Origin of the sequence: Actinomyces oris (assembly GCF_001929375.1) — a bacterium.
Classification (GTDB): Bacteria; Actinomycetota; Actinomycetes; order Actinomycetales; family Actinomycetaceae; genus Actinomyces; species Actinomyces oris_B.
Map to the genome: position 1 here is coordinate 74,497 of NZ_MSGO01000008.1, position 24,468 is coordinate 98,964.

A 24,468-nucleotide genomic window follows, 5' to 3' on the forward strand; every position below is an offset into this window, starting at 1 on the left:
CATGCTTCCCGCTCCTGTCACCGCCGTTGTGACGCCCCTGACCGAGGCCACCGGCCTGGCCTCCTGGGCCTGGCTGCTCATCGCCGTCCCCGCGGTCTCCGCCGCCTTCCTGCTGCTGGCCGGTCGCCGCTCGAACGCCTGGGGCCACTGGCTGGGCCTGGCCGCCTCCTTCGCCGTCGCCTGCCTCGGCGTGGGCATCCTCGTGCAGGTCCTGGGCCTGCCCGCCGAGGAACGCGTCATCGGCCTGCCCCTCTACCACTGGTTCTCCGCCGGGAACCTGAGCGTCGATGTCGGTCTGCGCCTGGACCCGCTGTCGCTGACCTTCGTCGCCCTGGTCACCTGCGTCGGCTTCCTCATCCACCTGTACTCGGTGGCCTACATGGCCCACGACCGCGACCGGCGCCGCTTCTTCGCCTACCTCAACCTCTTCATCGCCGCGATGCTCACCCTGGTCCTGGGCGACTCCTACATCGTGCTCTTCGTCGGCTGGGAGGGCGTGGGCCTGGCCTCCTACCTGCTCATCGGCTTCTGGAACACCGCCGACGCCGACGCCCCCCAGGGCGAGCAGGCCACCAGCCGCGAGAACGCCGCCGCCGCCAAGAAGGCCTTCGTCATGAACCGTGTGGGCGACGTCGGCCTCCTGCTGGCCATGATGACGATCGTCGGCCAGGTCGGCTCGGTCTCCTTCGACGCCGTCTCCGCCGCCGCCCTCGACGGCTCGGTGACCACCGGCTGGCTCACCGCCATCGGCTTCTTCCTGCTTCTGGCGGCCTGCGGTAAGTCCGCCCAGTTCCCCCTCCAGGCCTGGCTGGGCGACGCCATGGCCGGCCCCACGCCGGTCTCGGCCCTCATCCACGCCGCCACCATGGTCACCGCCGGCGTCTACCTCATGGTCCGCTCCGCCGCCGTCTTCGAGGGCGCCCCCAGCGCCCAGACGGCCGTGGCCGTCATCGGCGCCATCACCCTGCTGCTGGGGGCCGTCATCGGAAGCGCCAAGGACGACATGAAGAAGGTCCTGGCCGCCTCCACCATGAGCCAGATCGGCTACATGATGCTGGGCGCGGGCCTGGGCCCGGTCGGTTACGCCTTCGCCATCTTCCACCTGCTCACCCACGGCTTCTTCAAGGCCCAGCTCTTCCTGGGGGCCGGCTCGGTCATGCACGCCATGGGCGACCAGGTCAACATGCGCCGCTTCGGCGGCCTGCGCGGCGCCATGACGATCACCTGGGCCACCATGGGCATCGGCTGGCTCGCCATCCTGGGGGTGCCGCCATTCTCCGGCTTCTGGTCCAAGGACCGCCTCATCGAGGCCGCCTTCGTCGGCGAGGGCGCCAAGCCCTGGATCCTGGGGACCATCGCCCTGCTGGGCGCGGGCCTGACCGCCTTCTACATGTCGCGCCTGTTCTTCATGATCTTCCACGGCAAGCAGCGCTGGACCACCAAGGAGGACCTGGAGGGCGAGGTCCACCCCCACGAGTCCGGCTGGCTCATGACGCTGCCCCTGATCGTCCTATCCGTGTTCTCCGTGGGCCTGGGCGGGCTGCTGACCTACAACGACATGTTCGTCACCTGGCTGGAGCCGGTCACCGGTCACGCCGAGCACGGCGAGCCGGTCCTACCGGCCACCGTCATCATGGGCGCCACCCTCGCCCTGGCCGTCGTCGGGGTCGTCGTGGCCTGGTGGATGTACGTGCGCCGCCCGGTGCCCGTCGTCCTGCAGCCGGCCACCCCCCTGGTGGAGGCCGCCCGCAAGGACATGTACCAGGACGCCATCAACGAGGCCCTGGCCATGCGCACCGGCCAGGGACTGGTCCTGGCCACCGACGCCGTCGAGCGCTACGTCGTCGACGGCGCCATCGAGAGTGCCGCCGCGGGCACCGGCGCCCTGGGGCGCCTGACCCGCCGCACCGAGTCCGGATACGTGCGCTCCTACGCCGGCTACATGCTGGCCGGAACGGTCCTCGTACTCATCGCCGTCCTGGCCGCCAGGTTCTGAGAGGACACGACACATGCCGACTCTTCCCGCATCGCTGCCCGTCCTGACCGTCATGGCGGTCACGCCGCTGGCCGGGGCGCTCCTGCTGTGGCTGGTCCCGCCGCTGCGCCGGCTCCACGCCCGCGCCGTGGGCCTCGTGTTCTCCCTGGTGGTCCTCGCCCTGGGCCTGTGGGCGCTGAGCGCCTTCGAGCTGGGTCACGCAGGCACCGTCCAGCTGACCGACACCCATTCCTGGATCCCCGCCATCGGCGCCTCCTGGGCGCTGGGCGTCAACGGCCTGGGCCTGTCCATGGTGCTGCTGGGCGCCTTCGTCACGCCCCTGGTGCTGCTCGCCTCCTGGGGTGAGGTCCCCGCCGACCGGCAGGGCCTGTTCACCGGGCTGGTCCTGACGCTGGAGTTCTTCGTCGTCGTCATCTTCTCGGCCCGGGACCTGCTCCTGTTCTACCTGTGCTTCGAGGCGATGCTCATCCCGGTGTACTTCCTCATCGGCTGCTTCGGCGGTGACAGGCGCCAGCGCGCCGCCCTGAAGTTCCTCCTGTACTCCCTGGCCGGCGGGCTCATCATGCTCATCGGCGTCATCGCCGTCTACCTGCACTCCGCCAAGAACGGCGCCCCCAGCTTCCTCATCGACTCGGTGGCCGCCAACCTGCACGTGTCCACCTCCGCCGGTCACTGGATCTTCCTGACCTTCTTCATCGCCTTCGCCATCAAGGCGCCGCTGGTCCCGGTCCACACCTGGCTGCCCGACACCGCCGAGCAGGCCACCCCGGGCACCTCGGTCCTGCTCATCGGCATCCTGGACAAGATCGGCACCTTCGGCATGATCACCCTGGTCCTGCCGATCTTCCCGGAGGCCTCCCGCTGGGCCGCCCCGGTGATCCTGGTCCTGGCGGTCGTCTCCATCATCTACGGGGGCCTGGCCGCCATCGCCCAGGACAACCTCTACCGCCTCATCTCCTACACCTCCGTGAGCCACTTCGGCTTCATGGTCCTGGGGATCTTCATCGGCAACCAGGTGGCCGCCAACGGCGCCATGGTCTACATGGTGGCCCACGGCCTGTCCATCGCCGGCCTCTACCTGGTCACCGGCTTCATGGCCCGGCGCACCGGGACGGTCACCATCAGCGAGCTCGGCGGCATCGCCCGGGTCATGCCGCTGGTGGCCGGCACCTTCCTGGTCAGCGGGCTGGCCTCCATCGCCCTGCCGGGCCTGAGCGGGTTCGTTCCCGAGTGGATGGTGCTCACCGGCACCTTCTCGGTATCGCTGGCCCTGGGTGGTGCGGCCGTCGTCGGCGTCGTCATCGCCGCCGTCTACATGCTGCTGCCCTACCAGCGGGTCTTCACCGGGGCGCCCGCCCCCGAGCGTGTGGGCAGCCCCGACCTCGACGGGCGCGAGCGCCTCGTCGTCGTCCCCATCATCGCCGCGATGGTCGCGCTCGGACTGGCCCCGGGCGTCTTCACGTCCGCGTTCGACGACGTCGCCCGGCAGGTCACGCTCACGGTGACCCGCTCCTCGCAGGCTGAGGCCTCAGCCCGCGGCGCCGGTGACAGCCTCGATGTCGGCGGCACGACTGACGCTCCCGCCGCCTCCACCGCTACGGAAGGGAACACCAAGTGAGCCCCTCAGCCACTGCCCCGATCGTCAACTGGGACGCCCTGACGCCGGTCCTCATCATCCTGGGCGCCGGTGTCCTGGGGGTCCTCGTGGAGGCCTTCATCACCCGACCCGCCCGTCTGGCCATCCAGTCCACGCTGAGCTTCCTGGCCATCCTGGCCTCCGGGGTCTCCCTGTTCCTGCGCTGGGGCGAGGTCAAGGCCGCCGGGGCCGCCGCCGCGGCCGTACCCCAGTTCCAGCTCCCCAAGGGCTTCCTGCCGGGCGCCCGCATGTCCGCCGGCCTGACCGAGGATCCCTTCTCCATCGCCGCCCAGGGCATCCTCCTGGTCATCGGGCTGCTGGCCGTCATGGTGATGGCCGACCGCACCACCGTCGGCGACGGGGCCTTCGCGGCCCAGGCCGCCGACCGGCCCGGCAGCGCGGAGGAGAGCGAGTCCATCCTGGCCGGGTGGACCACGACCGAGGTCTTCCCCCTGACCCTGTTCTCACTGGGCGGCATGATGCTCTTCGGGGCCAGCAGCGACCTCATCACGCTGTTCGTCATCCTGGAGATGATCTCCTTGCCGCTGTACATCCTGGCGGCCACCGCCCGCCACCGCCGGCTGCTCAGCCAGGAGGCGGCGCTGAAGTACTTCGTGCTGGGGGCCTTCGCCTCCGCCTTCCTCCTCATGGGCGCGGCCCTGCTCTACGGGGTGGCCGGCGCCGTCGACTACAAGACTCTGGGCGAGTCCGTGCGCACCGCGGCGGGGCAGGACTGGCTCATCCTGGCCGGCCTCATGATGGTGATCATCGGCCTGCTGTTCAAGGTGGCGGCCGTGCCCTTCCACGCCTGGAGCCCGGACGTCTACCAGGGCGCCCCCACCCCGGTCACCGGGTTCATGGCCGCCGGGGTCAAGGCCGCCGCCTTCCTGGCCCTGGTGCGCTTCTACTACATGATCGCCGGCGCCATGGGCTGGGACCTGGCCCCCGCCCTGTGGGCCGTGGCGGCACTGACCATGCTCCTGGGCACCGTCGTCGGGGTGGTTCAGCGCGACGTCAAGCGCATGCTCGCCTACTCGGCCATCGCCCACGCCGGCTTCATGCTCATCGGGATCCTGGCCTACTCCAAGGCGGCGATCTCCGCGCTCAGCTTCTACGCCCTGACCTATGGGATCGCGACTGTGGGGGCCTTCGGCATCATCACCCTGGTGCGCTCCAACCGTGACGGCTCGGTGGGCGGTGAGGACGGCGACCTGGAGGCCTTCAAGGGTCTGGGACGCCGCAGCCCCTGGGCGGCCGGAGCCATGACGGTCTTCCTGCTGTCCTTCGCCGGAGTGCCCTTGACGGCCGGCTTCATGGCCAAGTTCCGGCTCTTCGCCGCCGGTCTGAGCGGCAGCGGGATGCCCTTCGTCATCCTCGCCGTCGTCTGCTCAGCCGTGACCGCCTTCTTCTACATGAGGCTCATCGTGCTCATGTTCTTCCATGAGCCGGCCGGCGAGCGCTCCGTGGTCGTGGCCAGCCGCGGCCCGATCCTCCTGGCGGTCGGTGTTGCGGTGATAGCCACAATCGGGCTGGGCGTTTTGCCGCAGACCGCCTTCGACCTGTTCGACCAGACGGCTATGCTCCTTCCGTGATCGGATCACTGCCGCTGAGCGCCCCCGAGCTGGAGTCGCGTATCACCCCCGCTCTCCAGACCATTGAGGACCGCCTCATGGAGGTGGTCACCAGCGCCGACGAGACCATCAACCCGCCGACCTCGCACCTGGCTGAGGCTGGGGGAAAGCGCCTGCGCCCGGTCCTGGCCCTGCTGACCGCCCAGCTCGGCGACCCGGCCCTGGCCATCGGCGAGAAGATCCGTGACGCCGGGGTGGCTGTGGAGCTGACCCACATCGCCACCCTCTACCACGACGACGTCATGGACGAGGCCCCGCTGCGCCGCGGTGCCCCGAGCGCTCAGATCGTCTGGGGCAACTCCGCGGCCATCCTCACCGGTGACGTCCTGGTGGCTCGCGCCTCCCAGCTGGTGGCGGCGCTCGGCCCGCAGGCCGTCATGGCTCATGCCAAGACCTTCGAGCGCCTGTGCATGGGGCAGCTCCACGAGACCCTGCCGCGCCCGGCGGGTACCGATCCGGTGGACCACTACATTCAGGTCCTGGCGGACAAGACCGGCTCCCTCATCGCGGTGTCGGCCCGTTACGGGGCGATGCTCACCGATGCCGGTGCGCGCACCGAGCAGATCGTGGAGGACTTCGGCGAGAGGATCGGCGTGGCCTTCCAACTGGCCGACGACGTCATCGACCTCATGAGCGACTCGGCCACCACCGGGAAGACCCCCGGCACCGACCTGCGCGAGGGCGTGGACACCATGCCGGTGCTGCTCCTGCGCAAGGCCCTGGCGGCCGGTGAGCTCGACGCCGCCGGCCAGGCCATCCTCTCTCGCCTGTCCACCGGTGACCTGTCCGACGACGCCTTCCTGGCCGACGTCGTCGCTCGCCTGCGCGAGCATCCCGTCTTGGCCCGTACCCGCGAGATGGCCATGGCCTGGGCGGCTCAGGCGGTTGAGGGGCTGGAGGGCCTGGAGGCGGCCGTTCTCGAGGGAACCCGGCAGCGCCTGGCCCGGGACGGCATCGAGGGTGAGGCCGCCGCGGCGCCAATGGCCGACGCCGGTGAGCGGGTGGGGCAGGTGCGTGCCGCCATGGAGGACTTCGCCCGCATCCTCGTGGACCGGGCCGCTTGACCGACAGATCTGTGGGCTGAAGAGGTCCCGTCTCTCCCCATCGTGGGCGGTGGACTGCGGCGCATAAGGGGGTCACGTACGTGTTCCCAATGTGCGTGTCCTGGCCCTGCCCGCCCTGGCCGGTGCGGGGCCGTCCTAACAGGTTGTGGGGTGCTGAAGAAAGGTGGTTCCGCCTCGTCGGGGAAGAGCTCGGGGGCAGCGTCTCCACGTGCTGTTGCCACCGCGACTGGTCCCCACGGTGGGGTGATGCTGGAGGCGGAGTGGGACGGAGCCCCGCTCTCGATCGAGGTGGGGCCCGCCGCAGTCAACGAGGCTCATTCACAGCATCCGTTGAAGGTGCTGTGACCTGCGAAGATGCTGGCGTCGGTCGGCTCTGTGAGTAAGCCTCATAGAATCGTCATTGACTTGCCTGCTGGAACAATCCGATTGCGCCGCAAAGGATTGTCGCCCGCCTTACCGACATCCCGGTCGTCAACGCGTAGCGGCCCGGTCACTTAGAAGGGTGGGGCCTCGTCGATGAGGGGTGCGAGTCCCAGGGTGTGGGCGGCCTGGGGGTAGGGGGTGGTCTCAAAGGCTCCAGCTCTCTGGCCGGGGCGGGGACCGCGGGTCTCTAACCGAGCCCTGCCGATGCCGTTGGCGTTGGTGCCAAGACCGGTGTGGTCATGGACCTGATCGTCGAGTGCTCTGTCAACAGCCCGGTTGAGGCGGTTGAGGATGTCGGGGGTGATCTGCTTGCTCAGGTCCTCCGGTATGACGGTGCCGGGAACAAGGTGCTGGTGGGGGCCGGTCTTGCGGGGGTGGCGGGTGATGGTGCCGTTGGGGTGGCGTTGGTAGACGGTCTTGTCGGGGGTGTGCCAGGACAGGGCTCCGCTGGCCTGGTCTCTGGTGAGTGCCCATCCGGGGGTGTGCTTGAGGCGGTGGTGGGCCTGACAGAGCACCACGAGGTTGTCCAGGCTGGTGGTCCCGCCCTGGCTCCAGGCGCTGAGGTGGTCGATGTCGCACCGGGAGGCGGGGGTCTGGCAGGTGGGGAAGACGCAGGCCCGGTCGCGGGCGCGCACCAGGTCGGCCAGGCCGGCTGGGGGACGGTACCTGGTGCGGCCGACGTCCACGACGGTACCGCTGACCGGGTCGGTGACCAGGCGCCTCCAGGTCCCACCGGCGGCCAGGGCCCAGGCGGTTAGGGCCGGCACAGCCACGCTGCGCGCCCCGACCCGCACCTCCGCGATCTCAGCCGCGGCGGGCTGGACGCCAGGAGACTCCTGCCTGGGAGCAGGCAGACTTGTACCACCGGAACTGGGCAGACTTCTGCCGCTGGTCTCGGACGGCTCTCGGCCGAAGAACTCAAGCACGGTTGCGGAGCGGGCGTCGTTTGGGCTGGTCCGGCTGGAATCACGGCTGTCAAAACCATCAGTGCGGTCGCCGCCCCCGGGATCACCGCTGCCGGTGGGGTCTCCCGGTGGTGCCAAACTGGTCAGGGGGACGGTGACCTGGACGTCGATGTGGATGTTCTCGGGGAGGGGGAGGTGTCCGGTTCCTGAGGGTGTCCACCATGGGCTGGCTGAGCCCACCAGGGAGCTCAAAGCGCCCAGGAGTCCTTCCAGGGGCACCCCGTCAGGCAGCAACCGTGCAGGGGCAGCCGACTCGGAGCGGTTGACCTCGGCCTGGGCCTCGCCGCAATGCTCGGCTTCCCTCGGGGATGGCTGAGTGTAGGCGGCCTGCTGGCTGGCGCGCAGTGTGGACAGGGTCATCGCGGTGATGGCGTCGGCTCGTAGCTGGCCCAGGGTGCGCTTCTCACCGGTGGCTCGGGCTGATGCGGCGATCGCGTCCAGGGTGGCGTCCAGCAGCAGGGCATCCATGGTCGGCAGTAGCAGGCGAATCTGACTCACGCCTTCGCCGGCGGGCTTGGGGCGCGTCACGCACCGCCTGGAGACATTGACCCGCACCCGCTCACTGTGTCCGGTGGGGTCTGTCTCCATCAGGGCCCGCTCAATGTCGCGCCCCACCTGGGACACGCTGCGCCTGGGTGCCTGGGGCAGGACCTTGTCCTGAACTGCTAGCGCCACCGGAGCCGGCACGCCCTCCAGGCGGCGAGTCACCAAAGACGCCTTCGCCGAGTCCAGGACCCCGCAGCGCTCCATGGCCTCAGTGGGGTTAAAGCCCATGCTCATCAGCGCGCTGCCGTGATCCACGATCTGCCCGGCCCGGCTCCGGCAGACCCCCAGACGGGCCGAGAGCAGGCAGGTGGCGTTGAACCGGCGCTCCTGGTAACCCACCACCTCCGAGACCCGGCCATCCGGGCCCCACTGGCCCGGGTGGGTCGACAGCTCGGCGCACCCGGTCAGGCAGGCCGCGGCCAGGGACTCACCCCACGTGGCCCAGGCCGCCAGGCGGTGGCAGGCCGCAGCCAGCTCCCCCAGACCCCGCGCCCCCAGGCCAAGCAGCCCACTATCACCGGCCTCCTCCAAGGACACGGCCCGAAGCTCCTGGGCGGTGGCCACCAGCGTCGCGTCGGTCCCTGGCTCACCGGGGAACAGGGCCGAGGCCGCATCACCATCAGCGGCGGAGTCCTCACCGTCACCACTTCCGTCGCCGCCACCGTCACTATCGTCGTTGCGGTCCTGGGCGATCACCAGCAAGCGGACCAGCAGCCCCTCCACCACACCAGCCAGCGCTCCGCCCGCACCCAGGGACGCCAGCAGGCCCGCCACGTCCTCAGGGAAGGTCACAGGCCCCGGCGCCACATCCCCGCCAGGCGCGCCCAGCGCCCCGGCCGCACCACCGGTCGGGACGCGAGGAAGCACACCACCTTCGAACATATGTACAGTATAGCCCGATTCCCTGCCGCCCGCACGCTGAAGCAGTCATCCAGAATCACTGGAACAGCAACGAAAACCCGGGGCATCGGCCTTCTTGTCCGGGGTGCACGGAGGTGGGATGACCCTCACCAGCGGGCCTCACACCCACACCCCGAACCGGCCCACCCGAACCGGACGCCCCGAACTCACATCCCTGAGCCGACCCTCCCGGACCCGCCCTCCCGACCCCGTCTCCTTTCCGACGTGACGCGGCTCAAAGCCGCGATATTGCCCTCGCCCTGGGGGAGCCCCCACCTTCCTCCATAGACTGTGCCGCGGTGCCCTGCCGTCATCGCCGTCGCCCCGGACCGGATCCGGCCCACCCGGCGGCGGAAGCGCGGGCGCCGAGCCCACGTCCCCTGAATCAGGAACGAAGAACAGTGAACGCACGTCCTCTCAATGTCGCCGTCATCGGAGCAGGCCCCGCGGGCATCTACGCCTCGGACATCCTCTCGAAGTCGGGCCTGGACGTCTGTATCGACCTGTTCGAGCGTCTCCCCGCGCCCTACGGCCTGGTGCGCTACGGCGTCGCCCCCGACCACCCGCGCATCAAGCAGATCATCGTGGCCCTCTACAAGATCCTCCAGCGCGGGGACATCCGGCTCATCGGCAACGTCGAGGTCGGCCGTGACATCTCGGTGGCCGAGCTCCACGAGCACTACGACGCCATCATCTTCTCCACCGGAGCCGACACCGACGCCCCCCTCGACATCCCCGGCGTCGACGCCCCCGAGTGCTACGGCGGCGCCGACTTCGTCTCCTGGTACGACGGCCACCCCGACCACCCGCGCACCTGGGACCTGAGCGCCAAGGAGGTCGCCGTCATCGGCGTCGGCAACGTCGCCCTGGACATCGCCCGCGTCCTGGCCAAGCACGCCGACGACCTCATGACCACCGAGATCCCCGCGAACGTGGCCGCCACCCTCCAGCAGTCCCCGGTCACCGACGTGCACGTCTTCGGCCGCCGCGGCCCCGCCCAGGTGAAGTTCACCCCGCTGGAGCTGCGCGAGCTCGGCAAGCAGGCCGACGTCGACGTCCTCGTCGACGAGGAGGACTTCGAGTACGACGAGGGCTCGCAGGCTGCCCTGGCCTCCTCCAACCAGCAGCGCCAGGTCGTCAAGGCCCTCGAGGGATACGCGATGCAGGAGCCGGAGGACCTCACCGCCTCCCACCGCATCCACATCCACCTCTTCTCCGCCCCCCACGAGGTCCTCACCGACGACGACGGCCACGTCGTCGGCCTGCGCACCGAGCGCACCCGCCTGACCGGCGACGGCAACGTCACCGGCACCGGCGAGTACCGCGACTGGCCCGTCCAGGCCGTCTACCGCGCCGTCGGGTACGCCTCCAGCGCCATCGAGGGCCTCCCCTTCGACACCGAGCGGCACGTCGTCCCCAACGAGGGCGGCCGCGTCCTCGGTGAGGACGGCAAGCCCCTGACCGGCCTGTACGCCACCGGCTGGATCCGCCGCGGCCCCGTGGGCCTCATCGGCTCCACAAAGTCCGACGCGCAGGAGACCATCACCAACCTCGTGGCCGACGCCAACGCCGGCCTGCTGCACGCCGAGACCAGCGACGAGGCCCAGGTCGGCCACGACGCCATCGTCGCCCTGCTGGAGTCCCGTGGCATCCCCTTCACCAACTGGGAGGGCTGGGAGCTGCTGGACGCCTACGAGCGCGAGCTCGGTGAGGGCTACGGCGAGGTCGTCGTCACCGGAGGGGAGTCCAAGTCGCGCGAGCGCGTCAAGGTCGTCTCCCGTGACGCCATGACCGCGATCTCCCGCTCCACCGAGGTTCCCGAGGACCTCATCGGCCAGCCCGAGGCGGGCCGCGTCCCCGAGCGCGTCGCCCACCGCCTGGCCGACTGAACTGACTGGGCCGGGGCCGCCTGGTCCCGCCGTCGGCCCCGGCCCACACGCACCACCCCGCCCCTTCTCAACCACCCCGAAGGCAGAACCATGCGAATCGGCGTTCCCACCGAGATCAAGGACAACGAGTTCCGCGTCGCCATCACGCCGGCCGGTGTTCACGCGCTCACCCGGCGCGGGCACACCGTGACCATCCAGGCGGGCGCCGGCGAGGGGGCCTCCATCCCCGATGCCGACTACACCGCCGCCGGCGCCGTCATGACCGACGACGTCCCCGGCCTGTGGGCCGACTCCGAGCTCATCCTCAAGGTCAAGGAGCCGATCCCCCAGGAGTACCCCTTCCTGCGCCCGGACCTGCTGCTGTTCACCTACCTCCACCTGGCCGCCGACCGGGCCCTGACCGAGGAGCTGCTCGCCAAGCGGGTCACCTCCATCGCCTACGAGACCGTCGAGACCGACACCGGCGCCCTGCCCCTCCTGGCGCCCATGTCGGAGATCGCCGGCCGTCTGGCCGCCCAGGTCGGCGCGGAGGCCCTGCTGCGCCCCCACGGCGGGGCCGGCGTCCTGCTGGGCGGCGCCGCCGGGGTACGGCGGGGAAGCGTCGTCGTCCTGGGTGGAGGCACCGCCGGCCTGAGCGCCGCACGGGTCGCCGCCGGCATGGGCGCGGACGTCACCGTCTTCGACGTCGACCCGCTGCGCATGCGCCGGATCGAGGAGCTCGACGGCGGGACCATCCGCACCCGCTTCTCCACCGAGCTCGACGTGGCCCAGGCCTGCGCCGGGGCGGACCTGGTCATCGGCGCCGTCCTCGTGCCCGGGGCCCGCACCCCGAACCTCGTGACGCGGGCCATGGTGGAGACTATGCGGCCCGGCAGCGTGCTGGTCGACATCGCCATCGACCAGGGAGGCTGCTTCGAGGACTCCCACCCCACCACCCACTCCGAGCCCACCTTCGAGGTGGACGGCAAGATCTTCTACTGCGTGGCCAACATGCCCGGAGCCGTCCCGCACACCTCCACCTACGCGCTGACCAACGCGACCCTGCCCTACGCCCTGGCACTGGCCGACGAGGGCTGGCGCGACGCCATCGCGGCGCGCCCCGACCTCGCCCGCGGACTGAGCACCCACGCTGGGACGCTCTACACCGCCGGGGTCGGTCAGGCCCTGGACCTCTCCGCGGCCGACGTCGCCGACCTGCTGAGCTGAGCGGTGAGAACCCGCCGCGTCCGCTTCGCCAGCAGAACCGACCGCTGGGCGCACGACCTCTACCTGCGCGCCTTCCCCGAGGATGAGCGCCTTCCCTGGGCGCTCATCCACGTGCTCAGCCTGCGGCGCGGCGTCGACCTCGTCGCCTGGTGGGACCGGCCCGCTGGGCCGACCCGTGCGGACCGCCCGGATCCTGTCGCCCTGACCTGGACCGTGCGCCTCCCCGGCTCCCGCCTGCTCTACCTCTTCTACCTCGCCGTCGACGAAGCCGCCCGTGGCCGCGGCGTGGGCACCCGCCTTCTGGCCGAGCTCGAGCGCCGTCACCCCGGCTGCACCATCGTCCTGGACATCGAGCCCGTCATCGCCGAGGCCGACAACGCCGAGCAGCGACGCCGTCGGCTCTCCTTCTACGAGCGCTCCGGCTTCCGCGACACCGGGTACGCGGTCCAAGACTCAACGGGGGAGTACTGGACCCTCGCGCGTGAGGTGCCGGGAACCGCCTTCGACCCCGACGACTTCCGCGATGCCCTGCGCTGCCTGGACTGCGGCCTCATCACCGCGCGAGTGGTCCCGCGCCAGCAGACATAGGTCGGACACAGGTTCATCCCATAGTCTCCACCCATGACAAGGACCCACCACTACAACGGTCTCAAGACCGCCGTCCTCCTGGGCGGCATGTGGAGCCTGCTTCTCCTGCTCGGCTATGCGCTGGCCCGGGGGACCGGCTCCGCCATCTGGCTGCTCATCGCGCCGGTCATCGGCCTGGCGCAGACCGCCTACGGCTTCTGGAACTCCGACAAGATCGCCGTGCGCTCCATGGGCGCCATCGAGGTCACCGAGGCCCAGCAGCCCCAGATGTACGCCATCGTGCGTGAGCTCTCCGCCGCTGCCGGCCAGCCCATGCCGCGCCTCTACGTGGCCCCCACGATGAGCCCCAACGCCTTCGCCACCGGCCGCAGCCCCTCGCACGCCGCCGTGTGCTGCACGCAGGGCATCCTCCAGCTCCTCAATGAGCGCGAGCTGCGCGGCGTCCTGGGCCACGAGCTCTCCCACGTCTACAACCGCGACATCCTCACCTCCTCGGTGGCCGCGGGCATCGCCGGCGTCATCTCCTCGCTGGCCACCATGGCCCTGTGGTTCGGCGGCGGCAACCGACGCGACCGGGACGGCGGCAACATCATCGCCGTCCTGCTGCTCTCCCTCCTGGCGCCGCTGGCCGCCGCCATCACCCAGTTCGCCATCTCCCGGACCCGCGAGTACGACGCCGACCACGACGGCGCCGAGCTCACCCGCGACCCGCTCGCCCTGGCCAGCGCGCTCAGCAAGCTCGAGGCGGGCATCTCACGCGTGCCCATGGGGCAGGACCCGCGCCTCGAACCGGTCTCCTCCATGATGATCGCCAACCCCTTCGGGAGCCTGCGTAACCTCTTCGCCACCCACCCGCCCATGGACAAGCGCATCGCCCGCCTCGAGCAGATGGCCGGGTACTGACGAATGTCCCTGACCGTCGTCGGCGGGCTGCCGGCGGTCGGCAAGACCGCTGTGTGCCGGGAGATCCTGCGCCTGCGCGCTGGGTCGCAGGCCGGACCGCCGACCTGGCTGCGCATCGACTCCATCGAGCAGGCCCTGCGGGACACTGGCGAGATGCTCCCCGGCATGCCCGCGGGCGCCGGATACTACGTGGCCGCCGCTGTGGCCCGGGACGTTCTGGCCTCGGGCGGGGACGTTCTGGTCGAGTGCGTCAACCCGCTGCCCATCACCCGCCGCCTGTGGGAGGAGACGGCCTCAGCCGTGGGCGCCCGGTTTCTCTCCGTCGAGCTCATCTGCTCCGATGCTGCCGAGCACCGGCGCCGCGCCCAGCAGCGGGGCAGCGATATCGAGGGCCTCGAGCTGCCGGGGTGGCAGGAGATCGCCCGTCGCGATTACGCCCCCTGGCCCGAGGCTGACCTCCGCCTCGACACCGCCCGTCTCACCGCCACCGAGGCCGCCCGGGCCATCATCGACCTCGGCCTCGCGGGCGGAGCCGGGTGAAGGCGGATAGGGCAGTGGACACTCCACCTCCGACCGGAACCGGCGACGACATCGCCCAGCGCATCAGGGCCGCCGTCGACGCCGGTGAGCTGCGCGGCGTGACGACCGGACCGGTCGAGCGGCTGGGGGCCGGTGAGAGCTACACGGCCTGGAGAGTCGGCTCCGGCGAGCAGACCCGGGTCCTGCGCCTTCCACGGCACCTGCCCCATGACATGCCCCGCTCCATGCAGGCCGAGTTCGAGGCCCTCAGGCATGTCCCACCCGAGCTGGGAACCAGCGCCGTCGCCCTGGAGACCAGTGGCGACAACCCGCTCGGCACCCCCTACATGGTGACCACCCACGTCCCCGGTCGGGCGCTGCGCGCCACCGACTGGAACCCGCGGCTCGCCACCGCCCTCGCCCACCAGCTCTCCCGCCTGCACAAGGCCCTCGCCGCCGGTCCCGCGCCGTCGGCCGCCCTCGTGCCGAGCGCCGGCGAGCAGGGGGAGGAGCTGCTGACCTGGTGGGGAGAGCACTACCCGGAGACCCTCACCGACTCCCGCGTCCGCGCGCTCCTGCCCGCCTGGCGCCGCGAGCTCACCCGCCTCGCCCCGGCCTTCGAAGCGGTCCCCACCCACCGGCTCATCCACGGCGACGTCGTCGCCACCAATGTCATCCTCGACCCCGACGGCCTGCCGCGACTCATCGACTTCGAGTGGTCCGGGCCCGGCGACACCGCCAAGGACCTGGCCCTCGTCGGAGGGCGGGTGACCGGCGGGCCCTGGTACCTGCCCATGTCGCCCGACGACGTCACCGCCTTCGTCACTGAATATTCGCGGTACTCGCGGCGCTCGCGGCTCGCGCAGGACTTCAGTGCCACCGACCCGCAACGGCTGCTGGAGCGCCGCGACGCCTACGAGCTCCTCGACCGCCTGGGCAACCTCCTGTACTGCCTCAGCCGCCCCGGCGAGGCCCGCTACGGCAGGTGGGCCGACGAGCTCGCCCGCAGCCTGACCACCCGACTCGTGGACTGAGCCGCCTTCCTCCTTCTCACCGGTAGTTGACGAACTGGAGGGCGGCGTCGACGTCGAGGTTCTTCAGCAGGGCGATGACCGTCTGGAGGTCGTCACGGGACTTGGAGGTCACGCGCACCTCGTCGCCCTGGATCGTGGCCTTGACACTCTTGGGGCCCTCGTCTCGGATCGCCTTGGTGATCCTCTTGGCCACCTCCTGGGTGAGTCCCTCGCGCAGCGGACAGGCCAGGCGGTAGATCTTGCCCGAGAGGCGCGGCTCCTTGTCTCCCAGGTCCAGGGCCTTGAGGGAGACGCCGCGGCGGAAGAGCTTGGACTCCAGGACGTCCAGGATCGCCAGGACCCGCTCGGCCGTGTTGGCCTCCAGGGTGATGGTGTCGCCCGACAGGCTCACGGAGGCGTCAACGCCACGGAAGTCGTAGCGCTGGGAGATCTCCTTGGCGCACTGGTTGACGGCGTTGTCCACCTCCTGGCGGTCGAGGCGGGAGACGACGTCGAAGGAGGAGACGTTGGCCATGGCGGCAGTCCTTTCCGGGGTGGGGACCTCAGTCGACCCGAGTCTAGGTGGGTTGTTCTGTGAGGAGGGTCCTACGGGGGCGATTGGCGTTTCGCGCCGCTGCCTTGCTATTCTTCCACGGCGCCAAGCGATGACCGAGGGGTCGGAGCGCGGAGCCAAGGCGGGTTGCCCGAGCGGCCAATGGGAGCTGACTGTAAATCAGCCGCGTAATGCTACGGGGGTTCGAATCCCTCACCCGCCACGGCGATCACTCGTTGATCGCACCTCGCCGCCCGGCGAGGACCGCAGTGAGCGAAGCCACGGTGGAACGAATTGCCAGAGCGATTCGAGTCTGCCTAGGATTCGGCTCGTTGCCCCGATAGCTCAGTCGGCAGAGCGTCTCCATGGTAAGGAGAAGGTCAAGGGTTCGATTCCCTTTCGGGGCTCTCACAGCGGGGGCCACTGGCCCCCATTGTGTTCATACGGCGAGGTAGCTCAGCTGGTTAGAGCGCACGACTCATAATCGTGAGGTCGAGGGTTCGAGTCCCTCCCCCGCTACGCAAGCTTTCGAGTACAGCGTTCCGTCGCATGCTCGAGGATCGACACGAGGAGACAAACGTGGCCAGCAAGTCCGCCGACGTTCGCCCCAAGATCACTCTGGCCTGCTCGGAGTGCAAGGAGCGCAACTACATCACCAAGAAGAACCGTCGCAACACCCCCGACCGTCTCAGCATCGCCAAGTTCTGTGCTCGCTGCGGCAAGCACACCGAGCACCGCGAGACCCGCTGAGAATCGCGTAGCGAACCCGGTCGCCTCCGCTGTGACCCGGGAGCGAGCCCCGTCGACATGACGTCGGCGGGGCTTCGTCGTCTCTCCGAGGCGGGCACCTAGCATCGTCAGGGTGAACGGTCCCAGCTCCTGTGACGACGCCGTTGAGCGGCTTACAGCAGTCCTGGACGGGGTGCTCGCAACGGCCTCCTCCGGACGCCCCGGCAGTCAGGTCCACCGCCAGGCCCGGCGCGGAGCGACGGCGATCCTCCCCGCTGTGCAGGCCATGCATCAGGTCCAGGGCTGGGTGCGGGACTGCCGGGGGGAGGCCTTCTGGGAGGGCTTGGTGCACCGCCGTTGCCGGATGAGCGTGAGGCCTGTGGGAGGCGGGGCGGCCCTGGGGACGGACATGCCCGATGGGGCCTCGATCCGACAGGTCGAGCGTGCGGGGTGGGAGCTCATCCAGGCGACGGTCGAGCTCACGGTGACGGGGCAGCACTGGCGGGTGATCCACGAGCTCGCCCGTCGTACCCTGCCGCCTTGGCGGGACGACGTCGGGAAGGGGAAACTCACGGCCTCGGAGACCGGATTTGATACGCCGTCAGGATCCGTGTTCTACCGGCTCGCTGACACCGATGTGGCCGCCTGGGCGCAGGCCGGCGGAGACCGGAACCCCATCCATCTCCAGCCCGGAAGAGCGGCCGAGGCGGGGCTGTCGGCCGGCTCCGGTGAGGTCGTTGCTCACGGCCTGCTGCTCGGAGCGATCAGTCTCGCACTCGTCCAGCCTTCGCCTTTACGGCAGACAGACCTGGTATTCATTGGTTCCGCCGATGTCCCTGAAGCTGGGGGCGGCGCGGGGGAGTCGTGGGCAACGCTCGCCGTCGACCCCGTCAGCGGAGACATCGCTCAGGGGAGGAGACCCGTTCTGCGACGCCGGTGACGCCATCCGCCTTCGTGACCGCCACCAGGAGGCGGTGCGGGAGCCGTTCATTCTCCTATCGCCTCATGAAGAAATAATGATTGCTTACTGGAGAGAATTCTGACGGAGATTCATTACCGTCTTGAAGGAAGTGAGGTGAGAACGTGGAAATGAATTATCGGTCACCTCCGGATCGTCGGTTGATGGGGATGATGACGTGACAAAGATGGGTATTTAGATTGTCAAACTGATGTATGTCAGGTGACATGAAGTCAGTGTCCGAATTGTTTTCCCATGGGGCCGCGGCTCCGTTGGATCTGTTCAGCGGCAAGGAAAAGTGGGGGTGGTTCCTGTGTTCTCAAGGTTGTCTGATGTTGTGGATCGCTGTGCTGGAGGGGTGAGACTCCGACCGAGTGTGATAAAAAAGATGTAGTGCTGCGCTTGTATGAAAGCCAAAGGCGATCAACAAGTTCGTGCTTGAGGGTTCGCGACCTGCCACAGGTCGGTGCTGAGAGGAGTCGATAAAGGTGATTACCGCAGAGCGGACGATGGCGGAACCGACGGCCTACGTCGAGGACGTCGAGATGACGTGGACTCAGAGCGATCAGGAAGCCGTCGAGGCCACCTACAGCCAGGAGGCGGTCGGGGCTGCGGGATCGCCCGAGCGCGGTCGGGGGCCGGTCGAGGGCTGTGGACAGAACGACTCCCTGGAGCAGGGGGGATTCCGCCGACTCGATGAGATCGAGATGGATGCCTGGCGCTCCTTCCTGGCGGCCTCCACCTCCGTCACCGCCCGCCTCAACCGTGAGCTCGAGGTCGGATGCGGCATCTCCATGCACGAGTACGAGATCCTGGTGCGCCTGTCCGAGGTGCCCGACCAGACCCTGCGCATGTCCACTCTCGCCGAGTACGTCTCGCACTCCCGCTCACGGCTGACCCACACGGTCCGGCGCCTGGAGGGCGCGGGGTACGTCGAGCGCAGCTCCTGCGACTCCGACCGCCGCGGCGTCAACTGCACGCTGACCCAGCAGGGTCTCGACTTCCTGCGCGAGGCGGCTCCGGTGCACCTCGACGGCGTGCGCCGTCACGTCGTCGACCGCCTCAGCCGTGAGCAGCAGGTCGTCATGGCCGAGCTCATGAGGGTCATCGCCCAGGCCCCGGACTCCTTCGGCATCTCGGCGGCAATGGCCTCCTGAGGCTCCTGCGCACCCGCCTGCGCGATCAGTGGGTGTCGTCAACCGGTTTCGCCACCGGTGGCGGCGCCCACAAGTCTGTCCAGACCACCCCCAGGACCGCCAGAAGCCGGCGCAGCAGCGGCAAGGAGATGCCGACGACCCCGTGGGGGTCGCCGGCGATCCCCTCGATGAAGGCGCCGCCCAGACCGTCAATGGTGAAGGCCCCAGCGCACCACAGCGGCTCCCCGCTGGCGATGTAGGCCTCGACCTCGGCCGGGGACGGGGAGCCGAAACGGATGGTGGCCGAGCTGACCCCCTCGGCGGTAGCGCCGTCCGCAGTACGCACCAGGAAGTGACCCGTGTGCAGGGTACCGGTGCCTCCGCTCATCATCCGCCAGCGCTCACGGGCCTGGGCGGCGTCGGCCGGCTTGCCGACGACCTGGCCGGCGATCTCCAGCATGGAGTCGCAGCCCACCACCACCTCGGCCTCCTGCGGGTCGGTGGATGCCATAACGTCGAGGGCCTTGGCCCGAGCCAGGGCCTGCACCTGCTCGGCGGCGCTCGGTGCGGCCAGTCCGGCGTCGCGGCGACGCTGGATCAGCTCTCCGAGCACGGCCTCCTCATCAACGTCGGAGACTCGCACCAGCGGCTCAACGCCGGCGGCTCGCAGGGTGGTCAGGCGGCCGGATGACTTCGAGGCCAGGAGAATCACGCCACCAGCCTATACGGGCCGGTAGGCTCGAGATATGAGCCTAGGCGACAGCCCCTTCTCGCATCTCGACACCGTTCCCGTCACCGGCTCCACCCAGGACGACCTGCGTGCCGCCCTCATGGGGCCTGAGCGCGAGTCCTGGCCGCACCTGTCGGCACTGCGGGCGCTGAGACAGACCGCCGGGAGGGGGCGGTCCGGGCGCGCCTGGGTCACCCCCGAAGACGGTGGCGCCCTCCTGGTCTCCGTGCTGCTCAGGCCCCTGGTCCCTGTCGAGTGCCTGAGCTGGCTGCCTCTGCTGGGCGGCTTGGCCGTCCGCGACGCCCTGTCCCCCCTCGTTGAGGACCTGCCCTGGCGTGTGGGGACCAAGTGGCCCAACGACGTCGTCGCCCTGCCAGACGACCCGGCGGCCGTGCCCGCAGTGCCCGGCTGGGCCGGCACGCGCAAGATCGCCGGCGTTCTCAGTGAGCTCGTCGCGCCGGAGCCCTCTGAAGGGGCCGCAGCCCGCGGGCTCGCGCCCGACGCGGTTCCCGCCGATCGCGACGAGGCCCCCATGGTCATCCTCGGAATCGGCGTCAACATCGGGCAGACGGATGAGGAGCTGCCAGTGGCATGGGCAGGCTCCCTGCGCACGTTGGGCGCGGTTGGTGCGGGTCGCGGACCGGCGCCGGCAGACGCCGCGGAGATCGTTCTCACGGCGATCGGCCACCAGCTGGCCCGGCTCATCGGGTGGTGGGAGGAGACCGGTGGGGACGTTGACGCCGGAGGCGGCGCGCTCGGGCGCCGGCTGCGCGCGGCGCTGACCACCCTGGGGAGGCGGGTCAGTGTCCAGGCTCCTGACGGTGAGCTCAGGGGGCTGGCCGTCGATATCACCCCCGCCCTCATGCTGCGCACCCGGGACGGTGACACCGAGGTCCGCGCCGGCGATGTGACCCTCGTACGTGTGGAGAGCTGAAGGTCAGGGGCCGTGAGAATTGCGAACCCGGTGCTATGTCGCGCGGTCTGTCACACAACAGGCATAGGCGTGTGATCTGCGCTACTGTAGCAGGGTGACATTAGACAGCCGAGCGAGCGAGGAGCGCGTACCGGACTCCCACGGGGTCGAAGGTGGCGCTCTGCAGAGGGCTCACGAGGGCGCTCCTCGTGTCGAGGGTGAGGCCGTCGCTGAGGCGGCCCCTGCGGAGCGGACCACCTTGGCAGGACACGAGTGCCTGCTGCTGGGGGAGTCCCCCAGCCTCACCCTGACTGAGGTGGCTCAACGGGCCGGAACCAGTGTGGAGGTGGCGCAGAAGTTCTGGCGCGCCATGGGCTTCGCCGACGTCAAGCCCGATGGGGTTCACTTCACTGAGCAGGATGTCGCCGCGCTTCAAGACACCGTGGCGCTGCTCGACGAGACCAGTGACTCCCCCCTGGCCTCGGCCAGCGTTCTTGAGCTCCTCAGGGCCCAGTCCTACACCATGGACCGTCTGGTCCTGTGGGAGCTGGAGACCTTCGTGACGGACCTCAGTGAGCGTCTCGGGCTGGATGACACCTCGGCACGGCTGGTCGCCCTCGACCGCATCGACGACCTCGTGGAGCTCCTGTCGCGCCAGCTGACCTACGTATGGCGCCGCCACATGGTCTCCATCCTGGGGCGCACCGACGTCGAGGTGTCGACCCGGGGCAGGGAGGACACCGGCCCCGACCTCTACCCGCTCATCCGCTCCCTGGGCTTCGTCGACATCGTCTCCTTCACCCAGCGCGCCCAGGGCATGAGCAAGGCCGCCCTGACCCACATGCTCGAGGGCTTCGAGAACACGGCCCGGGACGTCATCACCTCCCGAGGGGCGCGGGTGGTCAAGACGATCGGGGATGCCGTCATGTACATCTCCGAGGACCTGCTGATCGCCGCCGACGTCGTCACCGCCCTGGTCGAAGAGCTCCAGAAGGGGCCGGATGCGATCCGGGTGCGAGCCAGCCTCGTCGAGGGGCGGGTCATCTCCCGCTCCGGGGACGTCTTCGGTCCCACCGTCAACCTGGCCTCCCGGCTCGTGGACGCGGCCGAACCCGGCAGCATCCGCCTGGACGAGTCAACCGCCATGGCCATCCTCCGCTCGTCCGAGGCGGGGCGGTACCGGGTGGGGCAGTGCCATGAGGTCGTGGCCAAGGGGCTGGGGCAGATTGTGCCCTGGTCGCTGGAGCGGACCTCGCCGGCCCGCCCCTGAACCGGGCTCACGGTTCCGTTACCATCTCGTGATTTCCTGTCCGCTCGGCACTTGAAGACGCCGTTTGAGCTCGGGGTTTTCCGCAGAATCCTCACCGAAACGTGATCTGGGTGTGAGAGGGCGGGGGAGCCGCCGTCCCAACGTGGTCACGTCTTGGTATCTTCTCCGCCGCTGGGACGATGGCGGTGAGGGCGTGTCGTCACCTAACATCGCGGATGTGACAACTGTTCTGCTCGTCGAAGACGACCCTGCCATCTCCGAACCCCTCGCCCGCGCCTTTGGACGCGAGGGCTATGAGGTCCTGACTCATGGCACCGGTAAAGGCGCCCTCGAGGAGGTCTCGGCCGCTGACATCATCGTCCTGGACCTGGGGCTGCCGGACATCGACGGCCTGGACGTGGCACGTCAGGTTCGGGCCCAGGGCCTGACCATCCCGATCCTCATGCTCACCGCCCGAAGTGAGGACTCCGACCTCGTCGTCGGACTGGATGCCGGGGCCGACGACTACGTCACCAAGCCCTTCCGCCTGGCCGAGCTGCTGGCGCGCGTGCGGGCGCAGGTCCGTCGTGCCTCGGGGGAGGCCACCGAGGACGAGCTGAGCCTCGGGGAGGTCCGGGTCGACGTCGCCGCTCACCGGGCCTTCGTCGGCTCGCGCGAGCTGCAGCTGACGACCCGGGAGTTCGAGCTGCTCCGGGTCCTGGTGCGTGCCGGCGGGGAGGTCGCCTCCGGTGAGGACATCCTCAAGGAGGTCTGGGGTGAGGACCCCACCGGTAGTCCCCAGACCCTCCAGATGCACGTGACCTGGCTGCGTCGCAAGCTCGGTGACGACGAGGATCGGCCCACGCTTCTGCTGGCCCAGGGGGACGGTTACCTCCTGACCACCGGCTGAGCCACTGACCGGACTGACCGGGAGAGCCTCCCGGGAGGACTGTCGGGTTCCGCAGCCGCCTCGATCAGATCATCGAGGCTGAAGGAGGACGTGCCATGCGGCGTTACGCCATGACGATGACGATGTCGGCGGTGTCAGTGGCCGTCCTCCTGCTGGGACTGCCGCTGGGGGGCGCCTGGGTCGTCAGCGCGTTGCGCGCCGCCGGAAGCGGTAACCGGGTCACCATCATCGGCACAGTCGTCCTCACGGTGCTGGTGCTCACCGGCACCGCACTGACGGCGGCCTCCGTCGTGGCCGCCCGGGTGTCCAGGCGCATCTCGGCCCCGCTCATCTACCTGGCCGCGGAGGCCGAGCAGCTCGGCAGCGGTCAGGTCCGCCCGCGTCTGCGCTCCTCGGGGATCGAGGAGATCGACCTGGTTCAGGCCGAGCTCGTGCGCTCGGCAGAGCGCGTGGCCGGACGCATCGCCGCCGAGCGGCAGTTCGCCTCCGACGCCTCCCACCAGCTGCGCACACCGCTGACCAGCTTGTCGCTGCGCCTGGAGGAGATCGAGCTGTTCGCCGGCGAGGAGGAGGTGCGTACCGAGGCCCACGCCTGCCTGGAGCAGGTCGAGAGGCTCACTGGCGTCGTCGAGGACCTGCTCAAGGTCTCGCGCCGCTCCGGGGGCGGGACGACGGAGGCGCTTCACCTCAAGGACACCTTCGCTCAGCAGCGCGAGGAGTGGGAGCCGGCCTTCGAGCAGGCAGGGCGCACCATCACCTTCTCCGACCAAATCAGTCATCCGGTCCTGGCCACGCCCGGGTCCCTGGCCCAGGTGCTGGCCACTGTCATCGAGAACTCCCTGCGTTACGGGGCCGGGGCGACCTCGGTGAGTGTGCGCGGCGCCAACGGCGGCCACGCGGTCTTCATCGACATCGCCGATGAGGGCGAGGGTGTGGCCGAGGACATCGCGCCGTATGTCTTCGAGCGGCACGTCTCCGGCTACGGCTCCACCGGCGTCGGGCTGGCCCTGGCCAAGGACCTCGTCGAGGCCGACGGCGGCCGTATCGAGCTGTCCCAGCGCAGCCCGGCCGTCTTCTCCATTCTGCTCAATGCCGTCCCCAAGTCCCTGGATCCCAACAACGTCCTGCCGCAGGGCGCGCTGGTCTCGGTGGGCCGGCGTCGTCGCTTCTGACTCGCCGCTGAGCGCTCGCGCAACGGCGAGGGACGGGAGGAGAGCGGCGTCAGGACTCCTGGCGGCGGGACCTGATGAGCTTCGAGATGCCGGAGACGAGCATCGGCGTCACCGAGATGAAGACGATCACCAGGATCATGGCGTCGATGTTGTCCTGAATCCACATGATCGTTCCCAGGAAGTAGCCCAGCCAGGTGATGCCGAAGGCCCAGAAGGTGGCGCCCACGACGTTGAAGGTGATGAAGTGCCGGTAGCGCATCTTGCCGACACCGGCGATGACGGGCGTGAAGGTGCGCACGATCGGGACGAACTGGGCCAAGGTGACGGCCTTGCCGCCGTGGCGCTCGAAGAAGTCCGAGGTGCGGTCCACGTACTCCTGCTTGAACAGACGGGAGTCGGGCTTGTTGAAGACCGCGGGTCCCGCCTTGCGGCCGATGAGGTAGCCGGTCTGATTGCCGGCAACGGCGGCGAGCCACACGAGGGGGGCCGCCACCCAGATGGGGACGGGAACTCCTTCGGCCGGGTTGGTCTCGCCGATGGCCACGAACATCCCCAGAGTGAACAGCAATGAGTCGCCGGGCAGGAAGAAGCCGATGAGCAGACCGGTCTCGGCGAAGACGACGAGCATGACGCCGAGGATGGCCCAGGGGCCGATCCATCCGACGAAGGCTTTGATGATGAAGGTGGCGTCGAGCCACTCGGGGCCGAGCATCGGTGCGTGGACGGAGGGGAGGGCAGTGGGCAGGTTCAGCGCCGGTGCCAAGGCGGTCAGGGCAGTCACCGTGCAAGGCTAAACGTGCCTCGACGGCCATGCCGTGAGAGCGATCCCCTCCGGGCTG

The 24,468-nt window shown here is 69.5% G+C and carries 21 protein-coding genes and 3 tRNA genes; 20 read left to right on the forward strand and 4 right to left on the reverse strand.

Features of this window, described 5'->3' with window-relative positions; all coding sequences use genetic code 11:
- Window position 1: 1 nt before the first annotated feature.
- The 4 genes from nuoL to BKH32_RS02430 are packed head-to-tail and all read left to right on the forward strand — an operon-like array spanning window position 2 to window position 6,327.
- Window positions 2-1,996, forward strand: a complete 1,995-nt coding sequence (nuoL, locus tag BKH32_RS02415; RefSeq protein ID WP_075248458.1) for an NADH-quinone oxidoreductase subunit L — start codon at window positions 2-4, stop codon at window positions 1,994-1,996.
- Between the two features lie 13 nt (window positions 1,997-2,009).
- Complete coding sequence (locus BKH32_RS02420) at window positions 2,010-3,614, forward strand: NADH-quinone oxidoreductase subunit M (protein ID WP_075248459.1); 1,605 nt, start codon at window positions 2,010-2,012, stop codon at window positions 3,612-3,614.
- The gene (gene nuoN / locus BKH32_RS02425; protein ID WP_075248460.1) at window positions 3,611-5,224 is read left to right on the forward strand and encodes an NADH-quinone oxidoreductase subunit NuoN; all 1,614 of its coding nucleotides are present in this window, start codon (window positions 3,611-3,613) and stop codon (window positions 5,222-5,224) included. Before BKH32_RS02420 ends, nuoN begins: the two co-directional genes overlap by 4 nt.
- On the forward strand, window positions 5,221-6,327 hold the full coding sequence (locus tag BKH32_RS02430) for a polyprenyl synthetase family protein (RefSeq protein ID WP_075248461.1): 1,107 nt from the start codon (window positions 5,221-5,223) through the stop codon (window positions 6,325-6,327). Before nuoN ends, BKH32_RS02430 begins: the two co-directional genes overlap by 4 nt.
- A 494-nt stretch (window positions 6,328-6,821) precedes the next feature.
- On the opposite strand, the gene BKH32_RS02440 is transcribed toward BKH32_RS02430, so the two are convergent.
- The gene (locus BKH32_RS02440; protein ID WP_075248462.1) at window positions 6,822-9,143 is read right to left on the reverse strand and encodes an HNH endonuclease signature motif containing protein; all 2,322 of its coding nucleotides are present in this window, start codon (window positions 9,141-9,143) and stop codon (window positions 6,822-6,824) included.
- A 419-nt stretch (window positions 9,144-9,562) separates the two neighbouring features.
- On the opposite strand from BKH32_RS02440, the gene BKH32_RS02445 reads away from it, so the two are divergent.
- From BKH32_RS02445 to BKH32_RS02470, 6 genes are all read left to right on the forward strand, one after another.
- Complete coding sequence (locus BKH32_RS02445) at window positions 9,563-11,050, forward strand: FAD-dependent oxidoreductase (RefSeq protein ID WP_075248463.1); 1,488 nt, start codon at window positions 9,563-9,565, stop codon at window positions 11,048-11,050.
- Between the two features lie 90 nt (window positions 11,051-11,140).
- Window positions 11,141-12,256: an alanine dehydrogenase gene (gene ald / locus BKH32_RS02450; protein ID WP_075248464.1), complete on the forward strand. Its 1,116-nt coding sequence runs from the start codon at window positions 11,141-11,143 to the stop codon at window positions 12,254-12,256.
- Window positions 12,257-12,259: 3 nt separating this feature from the next.
- Window positions 12,260-12,844, forward strand: coding sequence for a GNAT family N-acetyltransferase (locus tag BKH32_RS02455; protein WP_075248465.1), 585 nt, complete (start codon window positions 12,260-12,262; stop codon window positions 12,842-12,844).
- 33 nt (window positions 12,845-12,877) lie between these two features.
- The gene (gene htpX / locus BKH32_RS02460; RefSeq protein ID WP_075248466.1) at window positions 12,878-13,747 is read left to right on the forward strand and encodes a zinc metalloprotease HtpX; all 870 of its coding nucleotides are present in this window, start codon (window positions 12,878-12,880) and stop codon (window positions 13,745-13,747) included.
- A gap of 3 nt (window positions 13,748-13,750) precedes the next feature.
- On the forward strand, window positions 13,751-14,287 hold the full coding sequence (locus tag BKH32_RS02465) for an AAA family ATPase (protein ID WP_075248467.1): 537 nt from the start codon (window positions 13,751-13,753) through the stop codon (window positions 14,285-14,287).
- A 14-nt stretch (window positions 14,288-14,301) separates the two neighbouring features.
- The gene (locus BKH32_RS02470) at window positions 14,302-15,300 is read left to right on the forward strand and encodes a phosphotransferase family protein (protein ID WP_256690516.1); all 999 of its coding nucleotides are present in this window, start codon (window positions 14,302-14,304) and stop codon (window positions 15,298-15,300) included.
- 16 nt (window positions 15,301-15,316) lie between these two features.
- Here BKH32_RS02470 and BKH32_RS02475 read toward each other — a convergent pair whose 3' ends face one another.
- Window positions 15,317-15,814, reverse strand: coding sequence for a YajQ family cyclic di-GMP-binding protein (locus tag BKH32_RS02475; RefSeq protein ID WP_075248469.1), 498 nt, complete (start codon window positions 15,812-15,814; stop codon window positions 15,317-15,319).
- A 159-nt stretch (window positions 15,815-15,973) separates the two neighbouring features.
- Here BKH32_RS02475 and BKH32_RS02480 point away from each other — a divergent pair.
- The 6 genes from BKH32_RS02480 (at window position 15,974) to BKH32_RS02505 (ending at window position 18,676) form a co-directional block, all read left to right on the forward strand.
- Window positions 15,974-16,055: transfer RNA gene (locus tag BKH32_RS02480), tRNA-Tyr, on the forward strand.
- A gap of 111 nt (window positions 16,056-16,166) precedes the next feature.
- Window positions 16,167-16,239 (forward strand) — tRNA-Thr (locus BKH32_RS02485).
- Between the two features lie 38 nt (window positions 16,240-16,277).
- A tRNA-Met gene (locus BKH32_RS02490) sits at window positions 16,278-16,351 on the forward strand.
- Between the two features lie 60 nt (window positions 16,352-16,411).
- Window positions 16,412-16,582 carry a 50S ribosomal protein L33 gene (rpmG, locus tag BKH32_RS02495; protein ID WP_003779904.1) on the forward strand — a complete coding sequence of 57 codons (171 nt, stop codon included), beginning with the start codon at window positions 16,412-16,414 and terminating at the stop codon, window positions 16,580-16,582.
- A 112-nt stretch (window positions 16,583-16,694) separates the two neighbouring features.
- Complete coding sequence (locus BKH32_RS02500; protein ID WP_075248470.1) at window positions 16,695-17,501, forward strand: MaoC/PaaZ C-terminal domain-containing protein; 807 nt, start codon at window positions 16,695-16,697, stop codon at window positions 17,499-17,501.
- A 506-nt stretch (window positions 17,502-18,007) separates the two neighbouring features.
- Entirely contained in the window at window positions 18,008-18,676 is a 669-nt protein-coding gene (locus BKH32_RS02505) for a MarR family winged helix-turn-helix transcriptional regulator (RefSeq protein WP_075248471.1), read from the forward strand.
- A 25-nt stretch (window positions 18,677-18,701) separates the two neighbouring features.
- Here the strand turns inward: BKH32_RS02505 and BKH32_RS02510 are convergent, their stop codons facing one another.
- Window positions 18,702-19,367, reverse strand: coding sequence for a Maf family protein (locus tag BKH32_RS02510; RefSeq protein WP_075248472.1), 666 nt, complete (start codon window positions 19,365-19,367; stop codon window positions 18,702-18,704).
- Window positions 19,368-19,401: 34 nt separating this feature from the next.
- Here BKH32_RS02510 and BKH32_RS02515 point away from each other — a divergent pair, with 34 nt between their 5' ends.
- From BKH32_RS02515 to BKH32_RS02530, 4 genes are all read left to right on the forward strand, one after another.
- Window positions 19,402-20,319, forward strand: coding sequence for a biotin--[acetyl-CoA-carboxylase] ligase (locus BKH32_RS02515; protein WP_075248473.1), 918 nt, complete (start codon window positions 19,402-19,404; stop codon window positions 20,317-20,319).
- 94 nt (window positions 20,320-20,413) lie between these two features.
- Window positions 20,414-21,568, forward strand: coding sequence for an adenylate/guanylate cyclase domain-containing protein (locus BKH32_RS02520; RefSeq protein ID WP_075248474.1), 1,155 nt, complete (start codon window positions 20,414-20,416; stop codon window positions 21,566-21,568).
- Between the two features lie 217 nt (window positions 21,569-21,785).
- The gene (locus tag BKH32_RS02525) at window positions 21,786-22,457 is read left to right on the forward strand and encodes a response regulator transcription factor (RefSeq protein WP_075248475.1); all 672 of its coding nucleotides are present in this window, start codon (window positions 21,786-21,788) and stop codon (window positions 22,455-22,457) included.
- A gap of 95 nt (window positions 22,458-22,552) precedes the next feature.
- Window positions 22,553-23,629: a sensor histidine kinase gene (locus BKH32_RS02530; protein ID WP_075248476.1), complete on the forward strand. Its 1,077-nt coding sequence runs from the start codon at window positions 22,553-22,555 to the stop codon at window positions 23,627-23,629.
- A 49-nt stretch (window positions 23,630-23,678) separates the two neighbouring features.
- Here the strand turns inward: BKH32_RS02530 and BKH32_RS02535 are convergent, their stop codons facing one another.
- Complete coding sequence (locus BKH32_RS02535) at window positions 23,679-24,410, reverse strand: VTT domain-containing protein (protein ID WP_075248477.1); 732 nt, start codon at window positions 24,408-24,410, stop codon at window positions 23,679-23,681.
- Window positions 24,411-24,468: the final 58 nt, after the last annotated feature.

Excerpts from the sequence above, each read along its gene's own strand:
- BKH32_RS02420 (WP_075248459.1), top strand. The coding sequence starts at position 2,010 with ATGCCGACTCTTCCCGCATCGCTGCCCGTCCTGACCGTCATGGCGGTC.
- BKH32_RS02475 (WP_075248469.1), bottom strand. The coding sequence starts at position 15,814 with ATGGCCAACGTCTCCTCCTTCGACGTCGTCTCCCGCCTCGACCGCCAG.
- BKH32_RS02465 (WP_075248467.1), top strand. The coding sequence starts at position 13,751 with ATGTCCCTGACCGTCGTCGGCGGGCTGCCGGCGGTCGGCAAGACCGCT.
- BKH32_RS02440 (WP_075248462.1), bottom strand. The coding sequence starts at position 9,143 with ATGTTCGAAGGTGGTGTGCTTCCTCGCGTCCCGACCGGTGGTGCGGCC.
- ald (WP_075248464.1), top strand. The coding sequence starts at position 11,141 with ATGCGAATCGGCGTTCCCACCGAGATCAAGGACAACGAGTTCCGCGTC.
- BKH32_RS02515 (WP_075248473.1), top strand. The coding sequence starts at position 19,402 with ATGAGCCTAGGCGACAGCCCCTTCTCGCATCTCGACACCGTTCCCGTC.
- htpX (WP_075248466.1), top strand. The coding sequence starts at position 12,878 with ATGACAAGGACCCACCACTACAACGGTCTCAAGACCGCCGTCCTCCTG.
- nuoL (WP_075248458.1), top strand. The coding sequence starts at position 2 with ATGCTTCCCGCTCCTGTCACCGCCGTTGTGACGCCCCTGACCGAGGCC.
- BKH32_RS02530 (WP_075248476.1), top strand. The coding sequence starts at position 22,553 with ATGCGGCGTTACGCCATGACGATGACGATGTCGGCGGTGTCAGTGGCC.